This window comes from Sphingomonas sp. MMS12-HWE2-04 (assembly GCF_044881185.1).
In the GTDB taxonomy this organism is placed as follows: Bacteria; Pseudomonadota; Alphaproteobacteria; order Sphingomonadales; family Sphingomonadaceae; genus Sphingomonas.
Genome location: NZ_CP173254.1, coordinates 2,696,714 through 2,715,167, shown reverse-complemented (window position 1 = coordinate 2,715,167; position 18,454 = coordinate 2,696,714). Strand labels below are relative to the sequence as shown.

Genomic DNA, 18,454 nt, shown 5'->3' with positions numbered 1-18,454 from the left:
AGCGCCGGTCCAAGTGACGAGAGGCTTTTGGACGAAGCGGGGACGCGGCAGAATGGGCGAGATGGCAATCGAGCTGACCGGGGGTTGTGCGTGCGGCGCGGTGCGGTATCGCATCGAGCGCGAGCCGATCTTCGTCAACAATTGCCATTGCCGATTGTGCCAGCGGCAGACCGGTTCGACTTCGGTGGTCAACGCCTTCTACGAATTCGACGCGATCGAGCAGCTCTCGGGCGACACGCTGCAGCAGACCGTCAAGGCCGGCAGTGGGGGTGATCATGTGATCGTTCGCTGTTCGGCGTGCGGGACTGCGCTGTGGAGCCATTATGCACGGCTCGGTACTTTGGGGGCAGGGGTGCGCGCGGGGACGCTCGACGAACCCGGCAGCCTGCGGCCGGACGCGGCGATCTTCGTGGCGAGCAGGATGCCCTGGGTCACGCTGCCTGAGGGCATCCCGCATTTCGACACCAGCTATGATCCGTCGCAACTCCTTCCGCCCGAACGCATGGCGCGGTTGCGGCGCTGATCGAGCGGCGCGCTGCGGAGGCGACGCGATGAGCGATCGCATCTGGACCGCTGCCCTGGTGGTGATCGGCGACGAAATCCTGTCGGGCCGCACCCAGGACAAGAACGTTGCGCAGATCGCGGCATGGCTCAACGTGCAGGGGATCCGCCTTGCCGAGGTCCGCGTCGTCGCCGATGTCGAGGGCGCGATCGTCGAGGCCGTCAATGCGCTGCGCGCCCGCAACGACTATTGCTTCACCACCGGCGGAATCGGCCCGACGCATGACGACATCACCGTCGATGCGATCGCGGTGGCGCTGGGCGTCGGCGTGGTGGTCCATCCCGAGGCGCGCGCGGTGCTGGAGCGCTATTATGAGGCGCGCGGCGGGCTGACCGAGGCGCGGCTGCGCATGGCGCGCGTCCCCGAAGGCGCCGAGCTGATCCCGAACCGGATGTCGGGGGCTCCCGGCATCCGGGTCGGCAACCTGTTCATCCTGGCCGGGGTGCCGCACATCACCGCCGGCATGCTCGATGCGCTGACCGGCACGCTCGAGGGCGGCCGCCCGGTGCTGGCGCGCACGATCGGCTGCTGGGTCGCCGAGAGCGAAGTCGCGACGCTGCTCGGCGATACCGAGCGCGCGCATCCCGGCGTCGCGATCGGCAGCTATCCGTTCTTCCGCGAGGGGCGCACCGGCGCGAACTTCGTCGTCCGCGCTACCGACCAGGCGGTGGTCGATGCCTGTGTGGGCGATCTCACTGCGCGGCTGAGCGCGGCCGGATTCGCCGTGGTCGAAGGCGGCATCTGACCTGCTAGAGCGTCTTCGAACGCTCAGACCACCTCCAAAATCGCTTCGATCAGCGTCATCGCCCCGGCATATTTCACGTTGAGCAACTTCGCCATGCCGCCGTCGCCCTCGGAATATTGCATCTCCACCCAGCGCTGGGCGAGCGGATCCTCCTGCTCATAGGGCGGGATGATGAAGGTCAGGCTGCTCCCGTCGGAGACCTCGAACTCCTTGAAGGGCAGGTCGGTGCGCCCGCACAGCACGTAATTCGCGTCGTCGTCGGCGAAGCGGACGCCGCAGATCCAGAAGTCGGTCGGGGAATGCGTGATGCGGACGACGACCTCGACCCATTGTTGATTGGGGAGGCCGGGATAGTTGATGATCGTCCGGTTCATCGCGACGTCCAGCGGATCGGGCAGCGACGGGGTGTGCCACATCACCAGCGTGGTAAGCTCGCGACCCGAATGGTTCAGCACCTTGACATGACAGCTCGGCATGCTGCGATTCTCCCGGCAAATTCGAGAAAATCTATCAGCGAACTCTACAATCGCAAATCCTGGGCGAACTTGACTGAACTATTACTTTGCTAACTCGGTCAGCAACATGCGGTAATAGGTGATCGACGGCCCGATCTCGCTCAGCGGGGTGCGTTCGTTGAGGCCGTGGGCGAAGCCGTCCGACGACTTCATGAAGATCGGGCTGACGCCGTAGCTCGGCACGCCCTTGGCACGGAACCACATCGAGTCGCTCGCCCCGGCCGACATTACCGGCACGATCGGCACGCCCGGGAAGCGCGCATGGATCGCGCGGGCGACCAGCGCCATCAACGCCGGGCGCAGCGGCGAGGCGTCGCTGGCCACCGCGCCGCTGGGCACTTCGCGGATCTTGAGCTCGGGGTCGTCGACGACCTGCGCCAGCCTCGCCTGCACCGCGGCGACTGGCGTGCCGGGAAAGATCCGGCAATTGATGTTGGCCGTGGCGCGCTGGGGCAGCGCGTTGGTCGCGTGCCCGGCGCTTGCCATCGTCGCGACGCAGGTCGTGCCGGTCTGCCCGATCAGCCCGGCGTCGCTGCGCAACAACCCGCGCGCCTCCAGATCATTCGGATTGGCGGCGAAGCGGCGCATCGCGTCGGCCATCTTCGGGTCGCTGGCGGTCGCGGCGGCGGCGGCCCAGCTCGCCTTGGTGATCGCGTTGACTTCGCCAGGGAATTCATAGCCGCCGACGCGCTCCAGCGCGCGGGCGAGCTGGTAGATCGCGTTGCTCCTGCGCGGCGCGCTCGAATGGCCGCCCGAATTGGTGAAGGCCAGTTCGAAATCGGCATAGGTCTTCTCGGCGCCTTGCACGCCGAACGACACCGGCCTGCCGCTCTCGTCACGCTCGCCGCCGCCGCCATCGATGTTCAGCAGCAGCTCGGCATCATGATAGTGCTCGGCCATCAGCGCGGTGGTCTTCATCGCGGTCTCCTCGTCGCCCGAGAGGAGCAGCAGGATGTCGCGGCGGGGCTTGAAGCCTTCGCGCTTGAGCTGGACTAGGGTCGCGACCATCGTCGACAGGTCATATTTCATGTCGCTGGCGCCGCGGCCGAAGATATAGCCGTTCTCGATCACCGCAGTGAACGGATCGCGCTCCCAATCCTCGCGCTTGGCCTCGACGACGTCCATATGGCCCGAGACGAGAATCGGCTTGGCGGTGCCGGTGCCGCGATAGCGCGCAACCAGATAGGCGGTGTCGCCGACCTTCTCGATCCGGACATCGCCCTCGGCAAATCCGCCGGCGACGAGCACGCCCTTGAGATAGCTCGCATAGTCGAAGGTCTGGTTGCCGGGGCCGGCGACGGTGCGAAAGGCGATGCCGCGCTTCAGCAGGTCGAGCGCCTGGGCTTCGGCCTGGGGGTGGGCCTGTGCCTGGTGTTGCGGCTGTGCCTGGTGTTGGGCCTGGGCCTGCGCGCCGCTCGCCGCGAGCAGTGCCGCGATCGTCATCCCCAGTGCGCGCATTCGTGTCCCCTTGGTGCCGAGACCCCGGCTTAGCGGCGCGCCAGCCGGGGTCAACGCGGTGCGTGCGCGTCCCGAAATGACGGCCCGCCGTTGGTTTTCGGCGATGGCAGTCGTTGCCGGGGCCGAAAGCCTCGCCTAATCACCACCGATGGCCGACGGATCCGACAGCGCCTCTACGGTCGCAATCATCGATACGCTGATCGAAAGCCAGGCGCTGCTCGCCTCGTCGATCTATGTCGAACTGGTCAATCTCGGGCTCATCGATCGCGAGACCGCGGCGGCGCGGCTGCGCGCCTTTGCCGATCTTGCGGCAAGCCCGCTCCATGCCCATCCGCAGGTGGCCGAGGCGCTGGGCCGGCGCGTCCGCGACTATGCCGATGGCCTCGCCCAGGCCACCGCCGCAGTCATCACCCCGCATTTGCGGCTGATCGATGGCGGCCGGAGCTAGGCGCTCCGCCGCATCTCGGCTTCGGCGGGCATGTCGCCCGCGCGGGTCAGTTCGGGCTTGAGCGCCCAGCCCTTGCCGCGGATCAATTCGACGAATTCGGTGCCGCCGCTGGCGAGCTTGAGCTTCTGCCGCAGCTTCGAGACGAACACGTCGATCGCGCCGGCGCTGGGCTTGTTGCCATGGGCATAGAGCGCTTCGTGGATCGTGCTGCGCGAAACCGGCTCGGGCATCGCGTTCCACAGCATGTCGAGCACGTTCCTCTCGGTATCGGTCAGCGCGATGCGGCGGCGGCCCAGGCGATAGCCCTCGTCCGGCCGCCGGACGAGCGCGGTCATATAGGTGTCGTGGTTCGCGCGTGCCTTGGGCGCACTGTCGAGCGCGGCCAGCACCAGCCCGACCAGCTCCTCGCGCTGCGCGCCGATCAGCGCGCCGAACGGCGGGGCGGCGTCGCGGCCCTCGGGGGCGCTAACGGCGCGCCGAATTTCGCCGAGCACTTCGTCAATGGATCGCCGGCTATCGACGAGCCTCGCTTCGCAAAGACGCAGTAATTCCAAAAGCTGTTCGCGGTCCATGCGACAAATTACCCCCAACTCGCGCGAAATAAGCACGCGAGACCATGGCTCCCGATTTGTTGACTAAACGTAAAGCCCGATCCCGCCAGATCGTTGCCCACGCGCGGTGAACCGCTTTTGGGGCGTCCAACTTGACTCAGGATGGCGGTGACCTGGAGCGAGTGGAGGGCCTGATCCGCTACCCTACGTCGCTAGACGGCGCGTTCGCGTCAATCGCGTCGACGTGGACCACCCCTGAGGGTCCGCTAATGAGTAGGAGCGGACTTTGCCGAATGTGCGGATGGTGCTTCCCTTGATCCTCCCCCGGAGGGGGAGGGGGACCAGCCGCAGGCTGGTGGAGGGGTAGTCTCCGCATGCTCCACGGCTCGATCCGCGATCGCTGGCCTTGCACGTAGGGCGTTCGGGTCCTCAGGATACCCGCTCAGGTGATTCTGTCCGACCTGGAAGCCGCAATCCGCCACATTGTCGTTATCGCCCGCGGCGACTACCCCTCCACCGGCTTCGCCGGTCCCCCTCCCCCTCCGGGGGAGGAATGAGCAGCGCTTCCAACGTCCGCTATTGGGGCGTTAGCGGCCTGGCAGCGCTTGTTTCAGCCGCGCCGCTGAACGTCCGAGATGGGTGGGAAGCGGACGTCCAGTCTCACGCCCTCTCCCGCTTTCGCGGGAGAGGGAGGGCCCGCCGCCAGCGGCGGTGGGAGGGTGAGGGTCTTCTTCTACCAGGCGTTCAGCGCCTTCGCTTGGTAGAAGAAGACCCTCACCCAACCCTCTCCCGCGAAAGCGGGAGAGGGCTAGAAGGCCAACGTCGGCAATTGGGGCGTTTCCTGCCGGTCCGCTTTTGGACGCCGCTTGGCCGGTTGCGAATGTCCGAGATCGGGTGGTTAGCTGACGGGCAGCTTTCGGCGAGGAGTGAGCTAAAGCAGCCTTGCAGAGCTTCCTATGCGCGGCTCCTGCCGCCGTCAGATGATTATGTCTTGCGACTGGTTCGCCCGGCACCGGGTGCGGAAATCAAGCGCCATCGTTGCGGTTTCCTCCAGCATCCTTTCGGCTGCTATTTTGAAGTCTGTAAAGAGCGAGCCTTGCAGGGCTAGAGTAGAGACTGTGGTGCCTCTGCGATCTTTCACTATCAGGAACAGGCGGCCGGCCCCTCGCGCCATTGCTTCCACATCTGCCCAGTCGGCGCTTAGCCGAACACCATCCTGCTGCGTGCCGTTGCCTTCGATTCGGCCGCTTCCTTCCCAAGGCTCATCCGGCCGCACCCGAAGTTCTATGGTATAGCGCTGCTTCTTTTGCCGACTTGCTGGACCAGCGACCGTTTGGTCGAACATCACCAGACCACGTTGGAAGTCGACGGTTGCGGGAGGATGCGCCTCCCAGCGTCCGTTCACGCGGAGTTTCGCAGGTTGAGGTAGTCTGGGCGTCCAGAGCACGACTGTGCTGCTCAAAGCACCCGATGGTCCCAACCAACGAACGACCGAAACCTCGCCATTCTCGATCGTTTCAGTGGCACTGCAGTCCCAATCTGCGAACGTCTCTGGGATATGTTGCCTGCCTGTCACGCACGACAGCAGCAGCAAGCACAATGGTAGGATGGATAGTGCACGAAGCATTTCGATCACCCCCGCTTCCGGCAACAGCACGAGAATAGCGGCGCTGCGCCATGTCCGCCATTGGGCATTGCGTTTGTCCGCCCAGTGACCGACTTTGGGGCGTTAGCCGACCGTCCGCATTTTCGGTCATCTCGATCCCTCGATTTAGGAGGGATGGAGCGGGTCTTCGGGAGGAGACCGGGGAGCGGGTGAAGGGTATCATCCGCTAACCCACGTCGCTAACGAGACGGCGAATTCGCGTCAATCTGCATCGGGGCGGACAGCCCCTGAAGGTCCGCTCTCGGGTGGTTAGCCGACCGGCAGCTTTTCGGAGGTGTCGGTGGAAACCCGCCGTCGTCAGCCGTAGAACACGCACGCGAGATTCGCTCTCAATCGATAGGGACAAGATGGCTGGCAAGTTTCTTAGGCGCGGCGCGATCATCGATACGATCAAAAGCGAAGAGAAGATGAACAGCCTGCAGGCGCGTAGCGATGGACCAAAGTACCATGTGGACACCGTTCCGTGCGGCTGCCCGGACGATAACTGTGGCGCGTTCCATCAAATGAGAACGGATCGACCGCTACCATCGTCCGACGAGGCGGATGCAACTCTCTTGGCGCGCCGCCGAGAGAAACGCGCGACGGGAAGATAGCGAACCGTGTGGCGCCAAAAACGCCACGCACTCTGCATGTTCAACCATCCCACCCGAACAAATGGCGGCTCTTAGGATCAATCCTGAGCTGTCTGAACGGCAGAAAATGGGGCGTTTCCTGCCGGTCCGCTTTTGGACGCCGCTTGGCCGGCTGCGAATGTCCGAGATGGGTGGGAAGCGGACATTGAGGAGGTGCTAAAAACTCGCTTCAGGTCCGCCTTCACACGCAAATTTCGTCACCAGACGGACGCCTCGAACACTGCCTCTTACCGTGGTCCAGTCGAATTCATTATGCCGTCGCCAACTTACCTTGCAGGTTTGGCCGACCCGAGGCTTAGCTTGTCCAATCGCCATGAAGGGGACGTAGTAGGTCGCCGCTACACCATTGCTACTCGCCGAAATCTCTACAGCCATAGCCAATACGCCGGATGGTGCAGCAGGGTCGGCAGACACTCCCGTTATCACAAGCTCTTCGTTCGCAGCATCTGGCGGATTAATGTTCGCGTGCGCCGCACCCGCAAAGGCCGAAAAGCCACTTGCACAGATTAGAAGGATCGCCGGGAGACTTCGCATAGTCTGAGGCTCGCACGGATATCGAATGTCTGCAATTGGGGCGTTAGCCGACCGTCCGCATTTTCGGTCATCTCGATCCCTCGATTTAGGAGGGATGGAGCGGGTCTTCGGGAGGAGACCGGGGAGCGGGTGAAGGGAATCGAACCCTCGTCGTAAGCTTGGGAAGCTTCTGCTCTACCATTGAGCTACACCCGCGAGAGGGGCGGAAATCCTCGGTTTCCTCGCGCCTGTCAAGGGGCATTGCGGCGCTTGGCGTGGCGGTTCCCGCGGCCCCGGCGCCGGTCCCGGCCTCCCCGGAAAGGCGAGGCTGCCCGAGCGCCGAACCCCGCCCGGCACCTTTCGTGTTGCGCGTGCGAAACCGATGGCAGGCTGAGGGGTTTCATGGAAGAGAGGCGGCGGTTCATCAGCCGCACGGGAGGAAGACCATGTCCGAAGAACAGCCGTTCGGCGTCTCGCGACGGGGCCTGCTCGTGTGCAGCGCCGCGTCGGTCGCCGCCAGCGCCGTCCCGATCAGCGAAGTGGAGGCCGCACAGGCAATGCCCGATCCTGCCATGCCGGTAGCGTTTGAAGTCAATGGCCGCCGCGCGGCGCTCGCGCTCGATCCGCGCACCACCTTGCTCGATGCGCTGCGCGAGCATCTGCATCTCACCGGCACCAAGAAGGGCTGCGATCATGGCCAGTGCGGCGCGTGCACGGTGATCGTCAACGGGCGCCGGATCAATTCGTGCCTCAGCCTCGCGGTGATGCACGAGGGCGACAAGGTTACCACGATCGAAGGGCTGGGCACGCCCGACGACCTCCATCCGATGCAGGCCGCGTTCGTCAAGCATGACGGCTATCAATGCGGCTATTGCACGCCGGGGCAGATCTGCTCGGCGGTGGCGGTGCTCGACGAGATCCGCGCCGGCATTCCCAGCCACGTCACCGCGGATCTTTCGAAAAAGCCCGGCTTCGGCAATGCCGAGCTGCGCGAGCGGATGAGCGGCAACATCTGCCGCTGCGGCGCCTATTCGAACATTGCCGAAGCGATTGCCGAAGTCGCCGCGAGGAGGAAGGCATGAAGCCCTTTACCTATGAGCGCGCCGGTTCGTCGGCCGAGGCTGCCGCAGCCGCGGCGAAGCTCCAGGGCGCGCGGTTCATCGCCGGCGGGACCAATTTGCTCGACCTGATGAAGCTCGAGATCGAAGCGCCGACGCACCTGATCGACGTCAACCGGCTCGGACTCGATACGATCGAGAAGACGCAGGAGGGCGGGCTGCGCATCGGCGCGCTGGTCCGCAACACCGATCTCGCTTCGGACAAGCGCGTGCGCAAGGACTATGCCGTGCTCAGCCGTGCGCTCCTCGCCGGCGCCTCGGGCCAGCTGCGCAACAAGGCGACCACCGCCGGCAACCTGCTCCAGCGCACCCGCTGCCCCTATTTTTACGACACCAACCAGGCGTGCAACAAGCGCAAGCCCGGCAGCGGCTGCGCCGCGATCGGCGGGGTGAGCCGCCAGCTCGGGGTGATCGGCACGAGCGAGGCGTGCATCGCGACGCATCCCAGCGATATGGCGGTGGCGATGCGGCTTCTCGATGCCAAGGTCGAGACGGTGAAGCCCGATGGCGCGACCCGGGCGATCCCGATCGCCGAGTTCCACCGCTTGCCCGGCGATACCCCGCATATCGAGACCGCGCTCGAGGCGGGCGAGCTGATCACCGCAGTGACTTTGCCCAAGCCGCTGGGCGGCAAGCATTTCTACCACAAGGTGCGCGATCGGGCGTCCTATGCCTTTGCGCTGGTCTCGGTCGCCGCGGTCGTCCAGCGCGACGGCACGGGCCGCGTCGCGGTTGGCGGTGTCGCGCACAAGCCGTGGCGGGTCGAGGCGGCCGAGGCGGCGCTGCCGCAGGGTTCGCAGGCGATGGCGTCGCAGCTCCTGGCCGGGGCCAGGCCGACGCCCGACAATGGGTTCAAGCTGCCGCTGGTCGAGCGCACGCTCGCCGCGGTGCTCGCCGAAGCGAGGGCCGCATGAAGTTCGATACGCCTGCGGGCATCAATCCGATCGACCAGCTCAAGGTCATCGGCAAGCCGACCGACCGGATCGAGGGGCCGCGCAAGACCAGCGGCCTGGCGCCCTATGCCTATGAACGCCACGATGTCGCGCCGAACGCGGCCTATGGCTATGTCGTCGGCTCGGCGATCGCCAAGGGGCGGATCGCCTCGATCGACCTCGCCCAGGCCAAGGCCGCGCCGGGCGTCATCACGATCGTCACCGCCGACAATGCCGGTCCGCTCGGCAAGGGCAAGAACAACACCGCGAAGCTTCTCGCCGGGCCCGAGGTCGAACATTATCACCAGGCCGTCGCACTGGTCGTCGCCGAGAGCTTCGAGCAGGCGCGTGCCGCCGCGGCGCTCGTCCATGTCGATTACGTCCGGGCAAAAGGCGCCTATGACCTCGCCCAGGCCAAGCCCGGCGCGACGCCGCCGAAGGACGGGAAGCCCGATACCGCGGTGGGCGATTTCGCCGGTGCCTTCGCCAATGCCCCGGTCCAGCTCGACGCTACCTACCATACGCCCGATCACAGCCATGCGATGATGGAGCCGCACGCCACCATTGCGGCGTGGGACGGCGACAAGGTCACCTTGTGGACGTCGAACCAGATGATCGCCTGGAGCAAGGGCGAGGTCGCCAAGACCCTGGGGATCCCCAAGGAGAAGGTCCGGCTCGATTCGCCCTATGTCGGCGGCGGTTTCGGCGGCAAGCTGTTCGTCCGCGCCGATGCGATCCTCGCCGCGCTGGGCGCCAAGGCCGCCAAGCGCCCGGTCAAGGTCGCGCTGCAGCGGCCGTTGATCGCCAACAACACCACGCACCGCCCGGCGACGATCCAGCGCATCCGCCTGGGGTGCGCGCGCGACGGCAGGATCACGGCGATCGGCCACGAAAGCTGGTCGGGCGATTTGCCCGGCGGCGGCCCCGAGACGGCGGTTCAGCAGACGCGGCTGATGTATGCCGGCGCCAACCGCATGACCGCGATGCGGCTCGCGGTGCTCGATTTGCCCGAGGGCAATGCGATGCGCGCGCCGGGCGAGGCGCCGGGGCTGATGGCGCTCGAGATCGCGATGGACGAGATGGCCGAGAAGCTCGCCATCGATCCGGTGCAGTTCCGCATTATCAACGATACGCAGGTCGATCCCGAAAAGCCCGAACGGCGCTATTCGAAGCGGCAATTGAACGAGTGTCTGCGCCTCGGCGCGGAGCGCTTCGGGTGGAGCAAGCGCAATCCCAGGCCGGGCAGCGTGCGCGACGGGCATTGGCTGGTCGGGATGGGTGTCGGCGCGGGCTTCCGCAACAATCTGCTGATGAAGTCGGCGGCGCGGGTCCGGCTCGGCGCCAATGGCGTGGTCACGGTCGAGACCGACATGACCGATATCGGCACCGGCAGCTATACGATCCTCGCGCAGACGGCGGCCGAGATGATGGGCTTGCCGCTCGACCGGATCGCAGTGACGCTGGGCGATTCCGACATGCCCGCCGCGGCGGGGTCGGGCGGGCAGTGGGGCGCGAACAATTCGACCGCGGGTGTCTACGCCGCGTGCATGAAACTGCGCGAAATGGTCGCACAGAAGCTCGGCTTCAACTCGGCAGACGCAGTATTCGAGGACGGCAAGGTCCGCTCCGGCAACCGCTCCGCCCCGCTGGGCGAAGCCGCGAAGGCCGGCGAGATCGTCGCCGAGGACGCGATCGAATATGGTGATCTCGACAAGCAATATCAACAATCGACCTTTGCCGGGCATTTCGTCGAGGCGGCGGTTCATGCCTTTACCGGCGAAATCCGCGTGCGCCGGATGCTTGCGGTATGTGCGGCTGGCCGTATCCTCAATCCCAAGTCCGCACGCAGCCAGGTAATCGGCGCGATGACGATGGGTGTCGGGGCTGCATTGATGGAGGAGCTTGCGGTAGACAAGCGCTTCGGCTTCTTCGTCAACCACGACCTGGCGGGGTACGAGGTGCCGGTCCATGCCGACATTCCGCACCAGGACGTGATCTTTCTTGACGAGGTCGATCCGATGTCGTCGCCGATGAAGGCCAAGGGCGTCGGCGAGCTCGGGCTCTGCGGCGTAGGGGCCGCGGTCGCCAACGCGGTGTACAACGCCACCGGCGTGCGCGTGCGCGACTATCCGATCACGCTCGATAAGTTCCTGGAGCGGCTGCCGGCGGTGGCGTGAGGACGGTCACGGCACCACCACCGTGAACATGTAGACCCCGAAGATCACCAGATGGACCACGCCCTGCAGGATCGTGGTCCGCCCGGTCGCGAGCGACTGGGTGGCGACCAACAAGGTCAGGAACAGCAGGATCACGCCCTTGGGGTCGAGCCCGAGCGAGATCGGCACCCCCGTGATCAGCGCCATCGCGGCAACGCCGGGGATCGTCAGTCCGATCGTCGCCAGCGCCGATCCTATGCCAAGATTGAGGCTGGTCTGCAGCCGGTTGGCCAGCGCGGCGCGCGCTGCCGCCATACTCTCGGGCAGCAGCCCCAGCGCCGCGACGATCACGCCGACCAGGGCGCGCGGCGCACCCGCCTGCGCCACCGAGGTCTCGATCGTCGGCGCGAGCAGCTTGGCGAGCAGCACCACGTGATCAGGCAGGCGACCAGCAGTCCCGCCGAGGCTAGCGTCTGCCCATTGGACGGCGCCGGGGCGTGAACCTCGGGGTCTGCCGCGCCTTCGGGCGGGAGGAAATAATCGCGGTGCCGCACCGTCTGGGCCGAGACGAAAGTGGCGTAGAGCAGGAATGAAACCACTGCGACAAAGGCAAGCTGCGATGTCGAATAGAAAGGGCCGTGCCCGCTCACGGTGAAATTGGGCAGGACCAGCGTCAGCACGGTCAGCGCCGATAAGGCCGCGAGCGAGGCGCTTACGCCGGTCTGCTGAAACTCCTGTTCGTGATGCTTGATGGCGCCGATCAGGATGCACAGCCCCATCAGCCCGTTGACGATGATCATCACTGCGGCAATCACCGTGTCGCGCGCCAGAGTCTCCCCGCCGGTATTGGCTTGTGCCATCAGCGTGAGGATCAGCCCGAGCTCGATCACGGTGACGGCGATCGCGAGCAGGAAGGTGCCGAACGGCTCGCCGACGCGGTGCGCGATCACTTCGGCGTGATGCACCGCCGCCAGCACCGCTCCGATCAGGCCAATGCCGAACAGTAGGGCCGGCGCGCTGCCGATGAAACCGAGGATGACGAGCAGCGCCGCGAGCAGCGGCGCAGCCCAGACCCAATGCGCGAACAGACGTTGAAGCGGCATAGATTTAAGTTCCTCGGTGGTTCGCAACGGCAGGCTATGCCCGAACGAGGCGAGGCGCGCCAATTTCCGCCTGCCGGCCAAAGCGGCATGTGTGTGACAATCGGGCCACACCCTCTAGCGCAATCGGAACCCATTGGCGCGCTTCGGCATTGACACTGCGTTCGGCAGGGTCTTGACATCGTTGTCGGCGAATAGAACTGCTTTGAGCAGGCGTGTAACCGGTTACATAAAAGTTTAGGGGAGAGAAAAGTGCCTAAATCCAGCTTGATGCGGGCTTGCCTCGCAGCAACCGCCCTTGCGAGCGGTACCGTGTTCCTGGCGCCGGCCGCAGTCGCCCAGGTCACCACCAGCCAGTTGCGCGGACAAGTTTCCGGCGCGGACGGCGCTCCGGCCGCGGGTGCCGTTGTCACGGCCCGGAACACGAGCACCAACCAGACCCTGCGCGCCACCGCCGATGCGGGCGGCGCCTATACGCTCACCGGCCTGCGCCCTGCGACGTATGAGGTGGTTGCGACCGTCGGCGACCAGAGCGTCAGCAAATATATCCAGATCGCGGTCGCCCAGACCGTCAATCTCGACCTGGCGGTCGCCGCCGAGAGCGCCGAGGCGGCGCCTGCCGAGGGCGGCGAGATCGTCGTCACCGGCTCGCGCGTCGCAGAGACTTGCACCAGCGAAATCGCGACCAATGTCAGCCAGGAGCAGATCCGCATCCTGCCGCAGGCCGATCGCAACTTCCTTTCCTTCGCCGCGCTCGCGCCGGGCGTGCGCTACAATGACAGCGAGACCGACAAGAGCATCACTTCGGGCGCATCGACCGCCAGCCAGGTCAACGTGTTTATTGACGGCGTCAGCCTCAAGAACCAGGTGCGCGAGGGTGGTGTCGCCGGCCAGCAGAACAGCCGCGGCAATCCGTTCGGCCAGCTCGCCGTGCAGGAATTCCGCGTCCTCACGCAGAATTACAAGGCCGAATACGAGCAGGCCGGCGCCGCGATCGTCACCGCGGTGACCAAGTCGGGCACCAACGAATTCCATGGCGAGATCTTCGGGCAGTACACCGACAAGGGGCTGAGCGAGAAGGACTACAACTCGAAGCGCTTCAACAACCCCGAGCCCGCGTTCGAGCGCAAGCAATATGGCATCTCGCTCGGCGGGCCGATCATCAAGGACAAGCTGTTCTTCTTCGGTGCCTATGAAGGCAACGACCAGAACCGTGCATACAATGTCCGCGCCGGCGGCACCGCGGCGCTCCAGGCTGCAGCCAGTGCTTCTGCGGGACGTGACATCACCGCGCTTCAGGGCGCTTTCGTCAGCCCGTTCCGCGGCGACTTCTACTTCGGCAAGCTGACGCTGACGCCGGACGACGCAAACACCTTCGACCTCTCGTTCAGCCGCCGCCAGGAAACCGATATCCAGGGCTTCGAAGATATCCGGTCCTATGAATATGCCGAGAACAAGAAGAACAAGATCGACACCTATCTCTTCAAGTGGACGCACAATGGCGACGGATTCATCAACGAATTCAGCGCCAACTACCTCGAATATATCTTCAATCCGACGTCGCTGAACCCGGGAATCCCGGCGCAGGAATATGCGGGCGTCATCGTCATCGGCGGCAGGGAATCGACCCGCCGCGAGGTCCAGCGAAGCCACACCCTGCGCGACGACTTCACCTATAGTGGGATCGACGGCCATGTGATCAAGGCCGGCGCGCGTGTCGATATCACCGATATCGAGTTCGACGATCAGGCCTATATCCAGCCGAAATACACCTATAATTTCGACCCGGCGAACAACCTGACTTTCGCCTTCCCGGCGGAGGCGCGGCTGGGCCTCGGCAATTCGCTGATCCAGGGATCGAACACCCAGATCGGCCTCTATGTGCAGGACGATTGGGACCTTACCGATCGGCTCCAGCTCAATCTCGGCGTGCGCTGGGATTATGAGACCAATGGCTTCAACAACCATTATCGTACGCCGGCGGCGGCTGCCGCGGCACTGCGCTCGCTGCCGACCACCTATTATTTCGATCCCGAGAACTACATCACGGACGGCAGCGACCGCTCGCCGTTCAAGGGGGCGTTCCAGCCGCGCGTCGGTTTCTCCTGGGATCTGAAGGGCGATCGCTCGACAGTGATCTTCGGCGGCGCCGGTCGATATTATGACCGCAACAACTTCAACAACACGGTCGACGAACTCTCGCGGACGATCAACCCGGTCGGGGTGTTCCGCTTCTCGGCCGATGGGGCGCCGCGCAATGGTCTGCCGACGGTGGCCTGGAACCCTTCCTATGCCACCCGCGATGGCCTGCTCGCGCTGCGGGCGACCGCATCTGCCGGCCTGCCAGAGCTCTTCGCCGTGAAGAACGACGCCCGCCCGCCGGTCAACGATCAGTTCAGCCTCGGCGTCCGCCAGCGCGCCGGCATCTTCCAGCTCGCGCTCACCGGCTCGTACCAGCGCGGCCGCAACGGCTATACCAACCTGTTCGCCACCCGGCAGAACAATGGCCTGGGCAATTGCTGCGACACGTCGACCGTGACGCAGTACGGCTATTCGAACGTCCTGATCGGGTATGACGGGCTCGATACGCGCTACAAGGCGATCTACTTCACGCTCGACAAGAACTATACCAAGTCGTCGGGCTGGGGGCTCAACATCGCCTATACGCTGTCCAAGTCGGAGCAGAACGGCAACGACCTGTTCAGCCTCGATGGCATCACGCCGGACGCCTATGGCTGGCGCGAGCGCCCCGGCGACGAGCGTCACCGGGTGGTTATCTCGGGCATCGTCGATCTGCCGCTCGGCCTCCGCTTCTCGACGCTCACCACGCTGGGCAGCGGCGCCGCCTATCAGGTAACGGACGCGACCAACGGCTTCGACGCTGGCCAGCTGCGGATCACCTCGGCGCATCCCGAGAAGAATTGCATCGAGGGACTGTTTGCGTTCTGCGAAGTCAACATGACGCTGGCCAAGACGATCAAGCTGTTCGGCTTCGGCGAAGCGGAAGCGGCAGTCGATCTGCTCAACGCGTTCAACAACAAGAACTTCAAGGATTTCGACGGCTTCTTCAGCGCGACCGACCCGCTCGACCCGGGGCGGATCGGCAACAACCTCGTCACCTTGCCACGACGGGTTCAGTTCCGTCTTGGCTACCGCTTCTGAAGATGTGAGCGGCTCCCCTCCCTGAAAGGGAGGGGCCGGGGGTGGGGCGCGTCCCGAAGGGGGGCGCTCCACCGCTGGCCGTAGGGAACCTCGCAACGCTCGGCAACCACCCCTAACCCCTCTCTTACAGGGAGGGGGAATGGGTCAACTCAGCCAGCCGCCCTTGAACCCCGCCAGCGTCAGTCCGCGGCGGATCGCTTCCACCCCGCGCATGCGCCGCCAGACGAAATCGTCGCGATAGTTCGCCGCCATCGTCACGATCGGGCCCTGGTCGATGCCCAGCCAGTCGTCGTCGACCCAGCCATGCACCGGATCGACCGAACCCTTTTCCGGCTTCACATCGGCAAAGCGGAAGCTGGGATTGAACGCGTCGAAGAACCCGTACTTCCCGTAGAGCCGCCCGCCCTGGGCCTCGCGCATTGCCTGCGCCGCCGGGATCACGATCTCGGGCGCAAAGGGCAGGCAGCCTAGCGCCGCAGTCGGCGCCAGCGTGCCGTCGTCGCGCTCGTCGGGCTGGCCCAGCGGTCCGCGCGCCGAATAGCCAAAGAATTCGCGCGTCTCGCCCTTGAACGGCAGCGGCCCGCCACCCGGGCCATCGCAGGCGGTGAGTCCCCAAATGTCCTTCGAATAGCCGTCCCAGCGCATCGGATTGGCGGTGCAATAGGCGCGATCGGCATAGGTCGAGCGGCGGCTGTTCTCGAAATAGTCGAGCCCGGCCTCGCGCATCGCGGCGTCCTGGATGCCCCGAAAGTCGATCCAGATATGGCTGTATTGGTGGCCGAAGCGCGGCGCGAAGGCGAGATGGCGCGTCGGGCCTTCGCCGCGCCACACCTTGGGATAGGGCGCGGTCCAGGCTTTCCAGCTGTCCGCCGGCAGTGGATGCTCGGGCGCGCCGAGCCCTAGCACATAGACTGCCATGCCTTCGTTATAGCCGTCCCAGCTGCGCGGGATCAGCCCGCGCTCGGGATGCCAGCCCATCGATACGTCCTTGCGCCCGTCGCTGCGAAAGAAATTCCAGTCGGCGCGGGCATAGATCGCTGCCGCCAGCCGGCGGATCTCGGTCTCGGCGGCATCGTCGCGGTCATAATATTGCCCGGCGAACAGCACGCCCATCAGCAGCAACGTGGTGTCGACGCTGGAAAGTTCGACGTCGCGGAACCGCGCGCCGGTCTGCATGTCGAGGAAATGATAGAAGAAGCCCTTGTGCCCGGCGCGACCGCTCGGCTCGGGGCCCTGCGGCGCCTCCCAGAAGAATTTCAGCGTGGTCAGCGTCAGGTCGCGTGCCTCGCCGCGGGTGCACCAGCCGCGCTCGACGCCGATCGGATAGCAGGTCAGCGCGAAACCGACTGCGGCGATCGAGCAGAAGCTCGGGGTCGGCCAGCGATCGGGCACCAGCCCGTTGGCGCGGTTCGCCGTGTCCCAGAAGAAGCGGAAGCTGCGCTCCTCGATATCGGCATAGAAATCGGGGAGTGGCTTGCCCGCGGGCGCGGCGCCGGCGCTGCGCACGGGCTCGGTGCAGCCGGGCAGGGCGGCCGAGGCCCCGAGCAGCGAGGCCTGGCCGAGCAACTGGCGGCGGTCGATCATGGCAAGCTTCTCAAAAAATAAGGGGCGGCACGCAAAGGTGCCGCCCCCAGGAGGGGTGTTGTGAAACCGGTTACATCTTCAGCATGAAAACGTTTCGGAAGCATGTCAGCCACGCACGTCGCATACGTATTCGGTTCACACATCGGATGTTTCCGCCTGGCGGGCCGTCGTGGCGCGGGCAATCAGCGCAGCCGCGACCTGCTCACGCGCTTCGCCCGGGCCCTTGCCCTCGAGCATGTCGATCAGCCGGCTCACCGCGCGCGCGCCGATCTCGGCGATGCGAACTTGGATCGTGGTGATTCCCAGGTAGCGTGTCAGCGGCACATCGTCGAAGCCGGCAACGGCGACATCCTCGGGCACGCGCTTGCCTCCGGCGCGCAGTGCGTGGAGGCAGCCGATCGCCATCATGTCGTTGGCGGCGAAAACGCCGTCGCATGGCTCCGCGCCGGCCAGGATGTGGCGCGCGGCGGCTTCGCCGGCCTCCTCGTTGAAATCGCCGCCGATGATGCGAACCGCCATGTCGGGCGCGAACTGCGCCAGCGCGTCGCGATAGCCCTGCGCGCGCTCCTGCGCATCGACATTGCCTTCGGGCCCGGCGATGTGGACGAGCTGTCGGCAGCCCTGATCGAGCAGGTGGCGGACCATTGCCACCGCGCCGCCATGATTATCGAGCCGCAGGGCAGGGCGGCCGGCGATGTCGCCGGGCGCGTTGATCAGCACCGCTGGCAGCGTCTGGGGTAGCGCGCGTTCGAGCGCTTCGGGCGCGATGTGCGGCGCCATCACGAGCAGCCCATCGACTCGCCCGCGCATCGCGCGCAACGCCACCGCGGCCTGGTCGCTATCGTCGTGCATGTTGGAGAGGAGGAGCAGATAGCCGCGCCGGCTCGCTTCCTTGTCCATGCCGCGCACGCATTCGGAGAAGAATTCGCCGTGCAGATCAGGGAGCACCACGCCGATTGCATGCGCACGCGCCAAGCTGAGGCTACGCGCGCCGGCATGCGGCACATATCCCAGCTCGGTCGCGGCAGCGATGATCCGCGCGCGCGTCTCTCCGCGGACATTGTTGAGACCGTTCAGGGCGCGCGACACCGAGGCGACCGACACTTCGGCGCGGCGCGCGACATCGCGGATGGTGGCCTCGCCCATTATGCTCCTGCTCCCGGTCTCACGCACCTTCGCTACGTTTCAGACCGCAAGGACGATTGCAATGCCCGTCCCTGAAAGCGTATGTAACCGGTTACGGTTTGCCACGACAAGCAAAAATCTTTCGACCGCGCCGCTGCGCAACGGCTCTGCCGAGGGTTGAGAGAAG

The 18,454-nt window shown here is 65.4% G+C and carries 15 protein-coding genes and 1 tRNA gene; 7 read left to right on the top strand and 9 right to left on the bottom strand.

The window, feature by feature from the left end; all coding sequences use genetic code 11:
- The first annotated feature begins 52 nt into the window (after positions 1–52).
- A complete protein-coding gene (locus tag AB2M62_RS12490) occupies positions 53–523 on the top strand; it encodes a GFA family protein (protein ID WP_404334159.1) in 471 nt (156 codons plus the stop codon).
- A 28-nt stretch (positions 524–551) separates the two neighbouring features.
- Positions 552–1,307, top strand: coding sequence for a competence/damage-inducible protein A (locus AB2M62_RS12485; protein WP_404334157.1), 756 nt, complete (start codon positions 552–554; stop codon positions 1,305–1,307).
- A gap of 23 nt (positions 1,308–1,330) precedes the next feature.
- Here AB2M62_RS12485 and AB2M62_RS12480 read toward each other — a convergent pair whose 3' ends face one another.
- Together AB2M62_RS12480 and AB2M62_RS12475 are read right to left on the bottom strand one after the other, a co-directional pair.
- Positions 1,331–1,783 carry a hypothetical protein gene (locus tag AB2M62_RS12480; RefSeq protein WP_404334156.1) on the bottom strand — a complete coding sequence of 151 codons (453 nt, stop codon included), beginning with the start codon at positions 1,781–1,783 and terminating at the stop codon, positions 1,331–1,333.
- 81 nt (positions 1,784–1,864) lie between these two features.
- Complete coding sequence (locus tag AB2M62_RS12475) at positions 1,865–3,280, bottom strand: M20/M25/M40 family metallo-hydrolase (protein WP_404334154.1); 1,416 nt, start codon at positions 3,278–3,280, stop codon at positions 1,865–1,867.
- A 148-nt stretch (positions 3,281–3,428) separates the two neighbouring features.
- Here AB2M62_RS12475 and AB2M62_RS12470 point away from each other — a divergent pair, with 148 nt between their 5' ends.
- Complete coding sequence (locus AB2M62_RS12470; protein ID WP_404334152.1) at positions 3,429–3,728, top strand: hypothetical protein; 300 nt, start codon at positions 3,429–3,431, stop codon at positions 3,726–3,728.
- Here AB2M62_RS12470 and AB2M62_RS12465 read toward each other — a convergent pair.
- From AB2M62_RS12465 to AB2M62_RS12455, 3 genes are all read right to left on the bottom strand, one after another.
- A complete protein-coding gene (locus AB2M62_RS12465) occupies positions 3,725–4,222 on the bottom strand; it encodes a helix-turn-helix domain-containing protein (RefSeq protein WP_404334150.1) in 498 nt (165 codons plus the stop codon). The genes AB2M62_RS12470 and AB2M62_RS12465 overlap by 4 nt on opposite strands.
- Positions 4,223–5,255: 1,033 nt before the next feature.
- Positions 5,256–5,684, bottom strand: a complete 429-nt coding sequence (locus AB2M62_RS12460) for a hypothetical protein (protein ID WP_404334149.1) — start codon at positions 5,682–5,684, stop codon at positions 5,256–5,258.
- A gap of 1,551 nt (positions 5,685–7,235) precedes the next feature.
- A tRNA-Gly gene (locus tag AB2M62_RS12455) sits at positions 7,236–7,306 on the bottom strand.
- Between the two features lie 230 nt (positions 7,307–7,536).
- On the opposite strand from AB2M62_RS12455, the gene paoA reads away from it, so the two are divergent.
- The 3 genes from paoA to paoC are packed head-to-tail and all read left to right on the top strand — an operon-like array spanning position 7,537 to position 11,317.
- A complete protein-coding gene (paoA, locus tag AB2M62_RS12450; RefSeq protein WP_404334147.1) occupies positions 7,537–8,172 on the top strand; it encodes an aldehyde dehydrogenase iron-sulfur subunit PaoA in 636 nt (211 codons plus the stop codon).
- The gene (locus AB2M62_RS12445; protein ID WP_404334145.1) at positions 8,169–9,122 is read left to right on the top strand and encodes an FAD binding domain-containing protein; all 954 of its coding nucleotides are present in this window, start codon (positions 8,169–8,171) and stop codon (positions 9,120–9,122) included. Before paoA ends, AB2M62_RS12445 begins: the two co-directional genes overlap by 4 nt.
- On the top strand, positions 9,119–11,317 hold the full coding sequence (paoC, locus tag AB2M62_RS12440) for an aldehyde oxidoreductase molybdenum-binding subunit PaoC (protein WP_404334143.1): 2,199 nt from the start codon (positions 9,119–9,121) through the stop codon (positions 11,315–11,317). The genes AB2M62_RS12445 and paoC overlap by 4 nt, the downstream gene beginning before the upstream one ends.
- Before the next feature lie 6 nt (positions 11,318–11,323).
- Here the strand turns inward: paoC and AB2M62_RS12435 are convergent, their stop codons facing one another.
- A complete protein-coding gene (locus tag AB2M62_RS12435) occupies positions 11,324–11,725 on the bottom strand; it encodes a hypothetical protein (RefSeq protein WP_404334141.1) in 402 nt (133 codons plus the stop codon).
- Positions 11,644–12,399 (bottom strand): calcium:proton antiporter, encoded by a 756-nt coding sequence (locus AB2M62_RS12430; RefSeq protein WP_404334139.1) that lies wholly within the window; start codon positions 12,397–12,399, stop codon positions 11,644–11,646. Before AB2M62_RS12430 ends, AB2M62_RS12435 begins: the two co-directional genes overlap by 82 nt.
- Positions 12,400–12,708: 309 nt before the next feature.
- Between AB2M62_RS12430 and AB2M62_RS12425 the strand changes: the two genes are divergently transcribed.
- Positions 12,709–15,558 (top strand): TonB-dependent receptor domain-containing protein, encoded by a 2,850-nt coding sequence (locus AB2M62_RS12425; protein WP_404334137.1) that lies wholly within the window; start codon positions 12,709–12,711, stop codon positions 15,556–15,558.
- Between the two features lie 144 nt (positions 15,559–15,702).
- On the opposite strand, the gene AB2M62_RS12420 is transcribed toward AB2M62_RS12425, so the two are convergent.
- Both AB2M62_RS12420 and AB2M62_RS12415 read right to left on the bottom strand, forming a co-directional pair.
- Positions 15,703–17,142, bottom strand: coding sequence for a glucoamylase family protein (locus AB2M62_RS12420; RefSeq protein ID WP_404334135.1), 1,440 nt, complete (start codon positions 17,140–17,142; stop codon positions 15,703–15,705).
- Positions 17,143–17,277: 135 nt separating this feature from the next.
- Positions 17,278–18,288 (bottom strand): LacI family DNA-binding transcriptional regulator, encoded by a 1,011-nt coding sequence (locus tag AB2M62_RS12415; protein ID WP_404334133.1) that lies wholly within the window; start codon positions 18,286–18,288, stop codon positions 17,278–17,280.
- Positions 18,289–18,454: the final 166 nt, after the last annotated feature.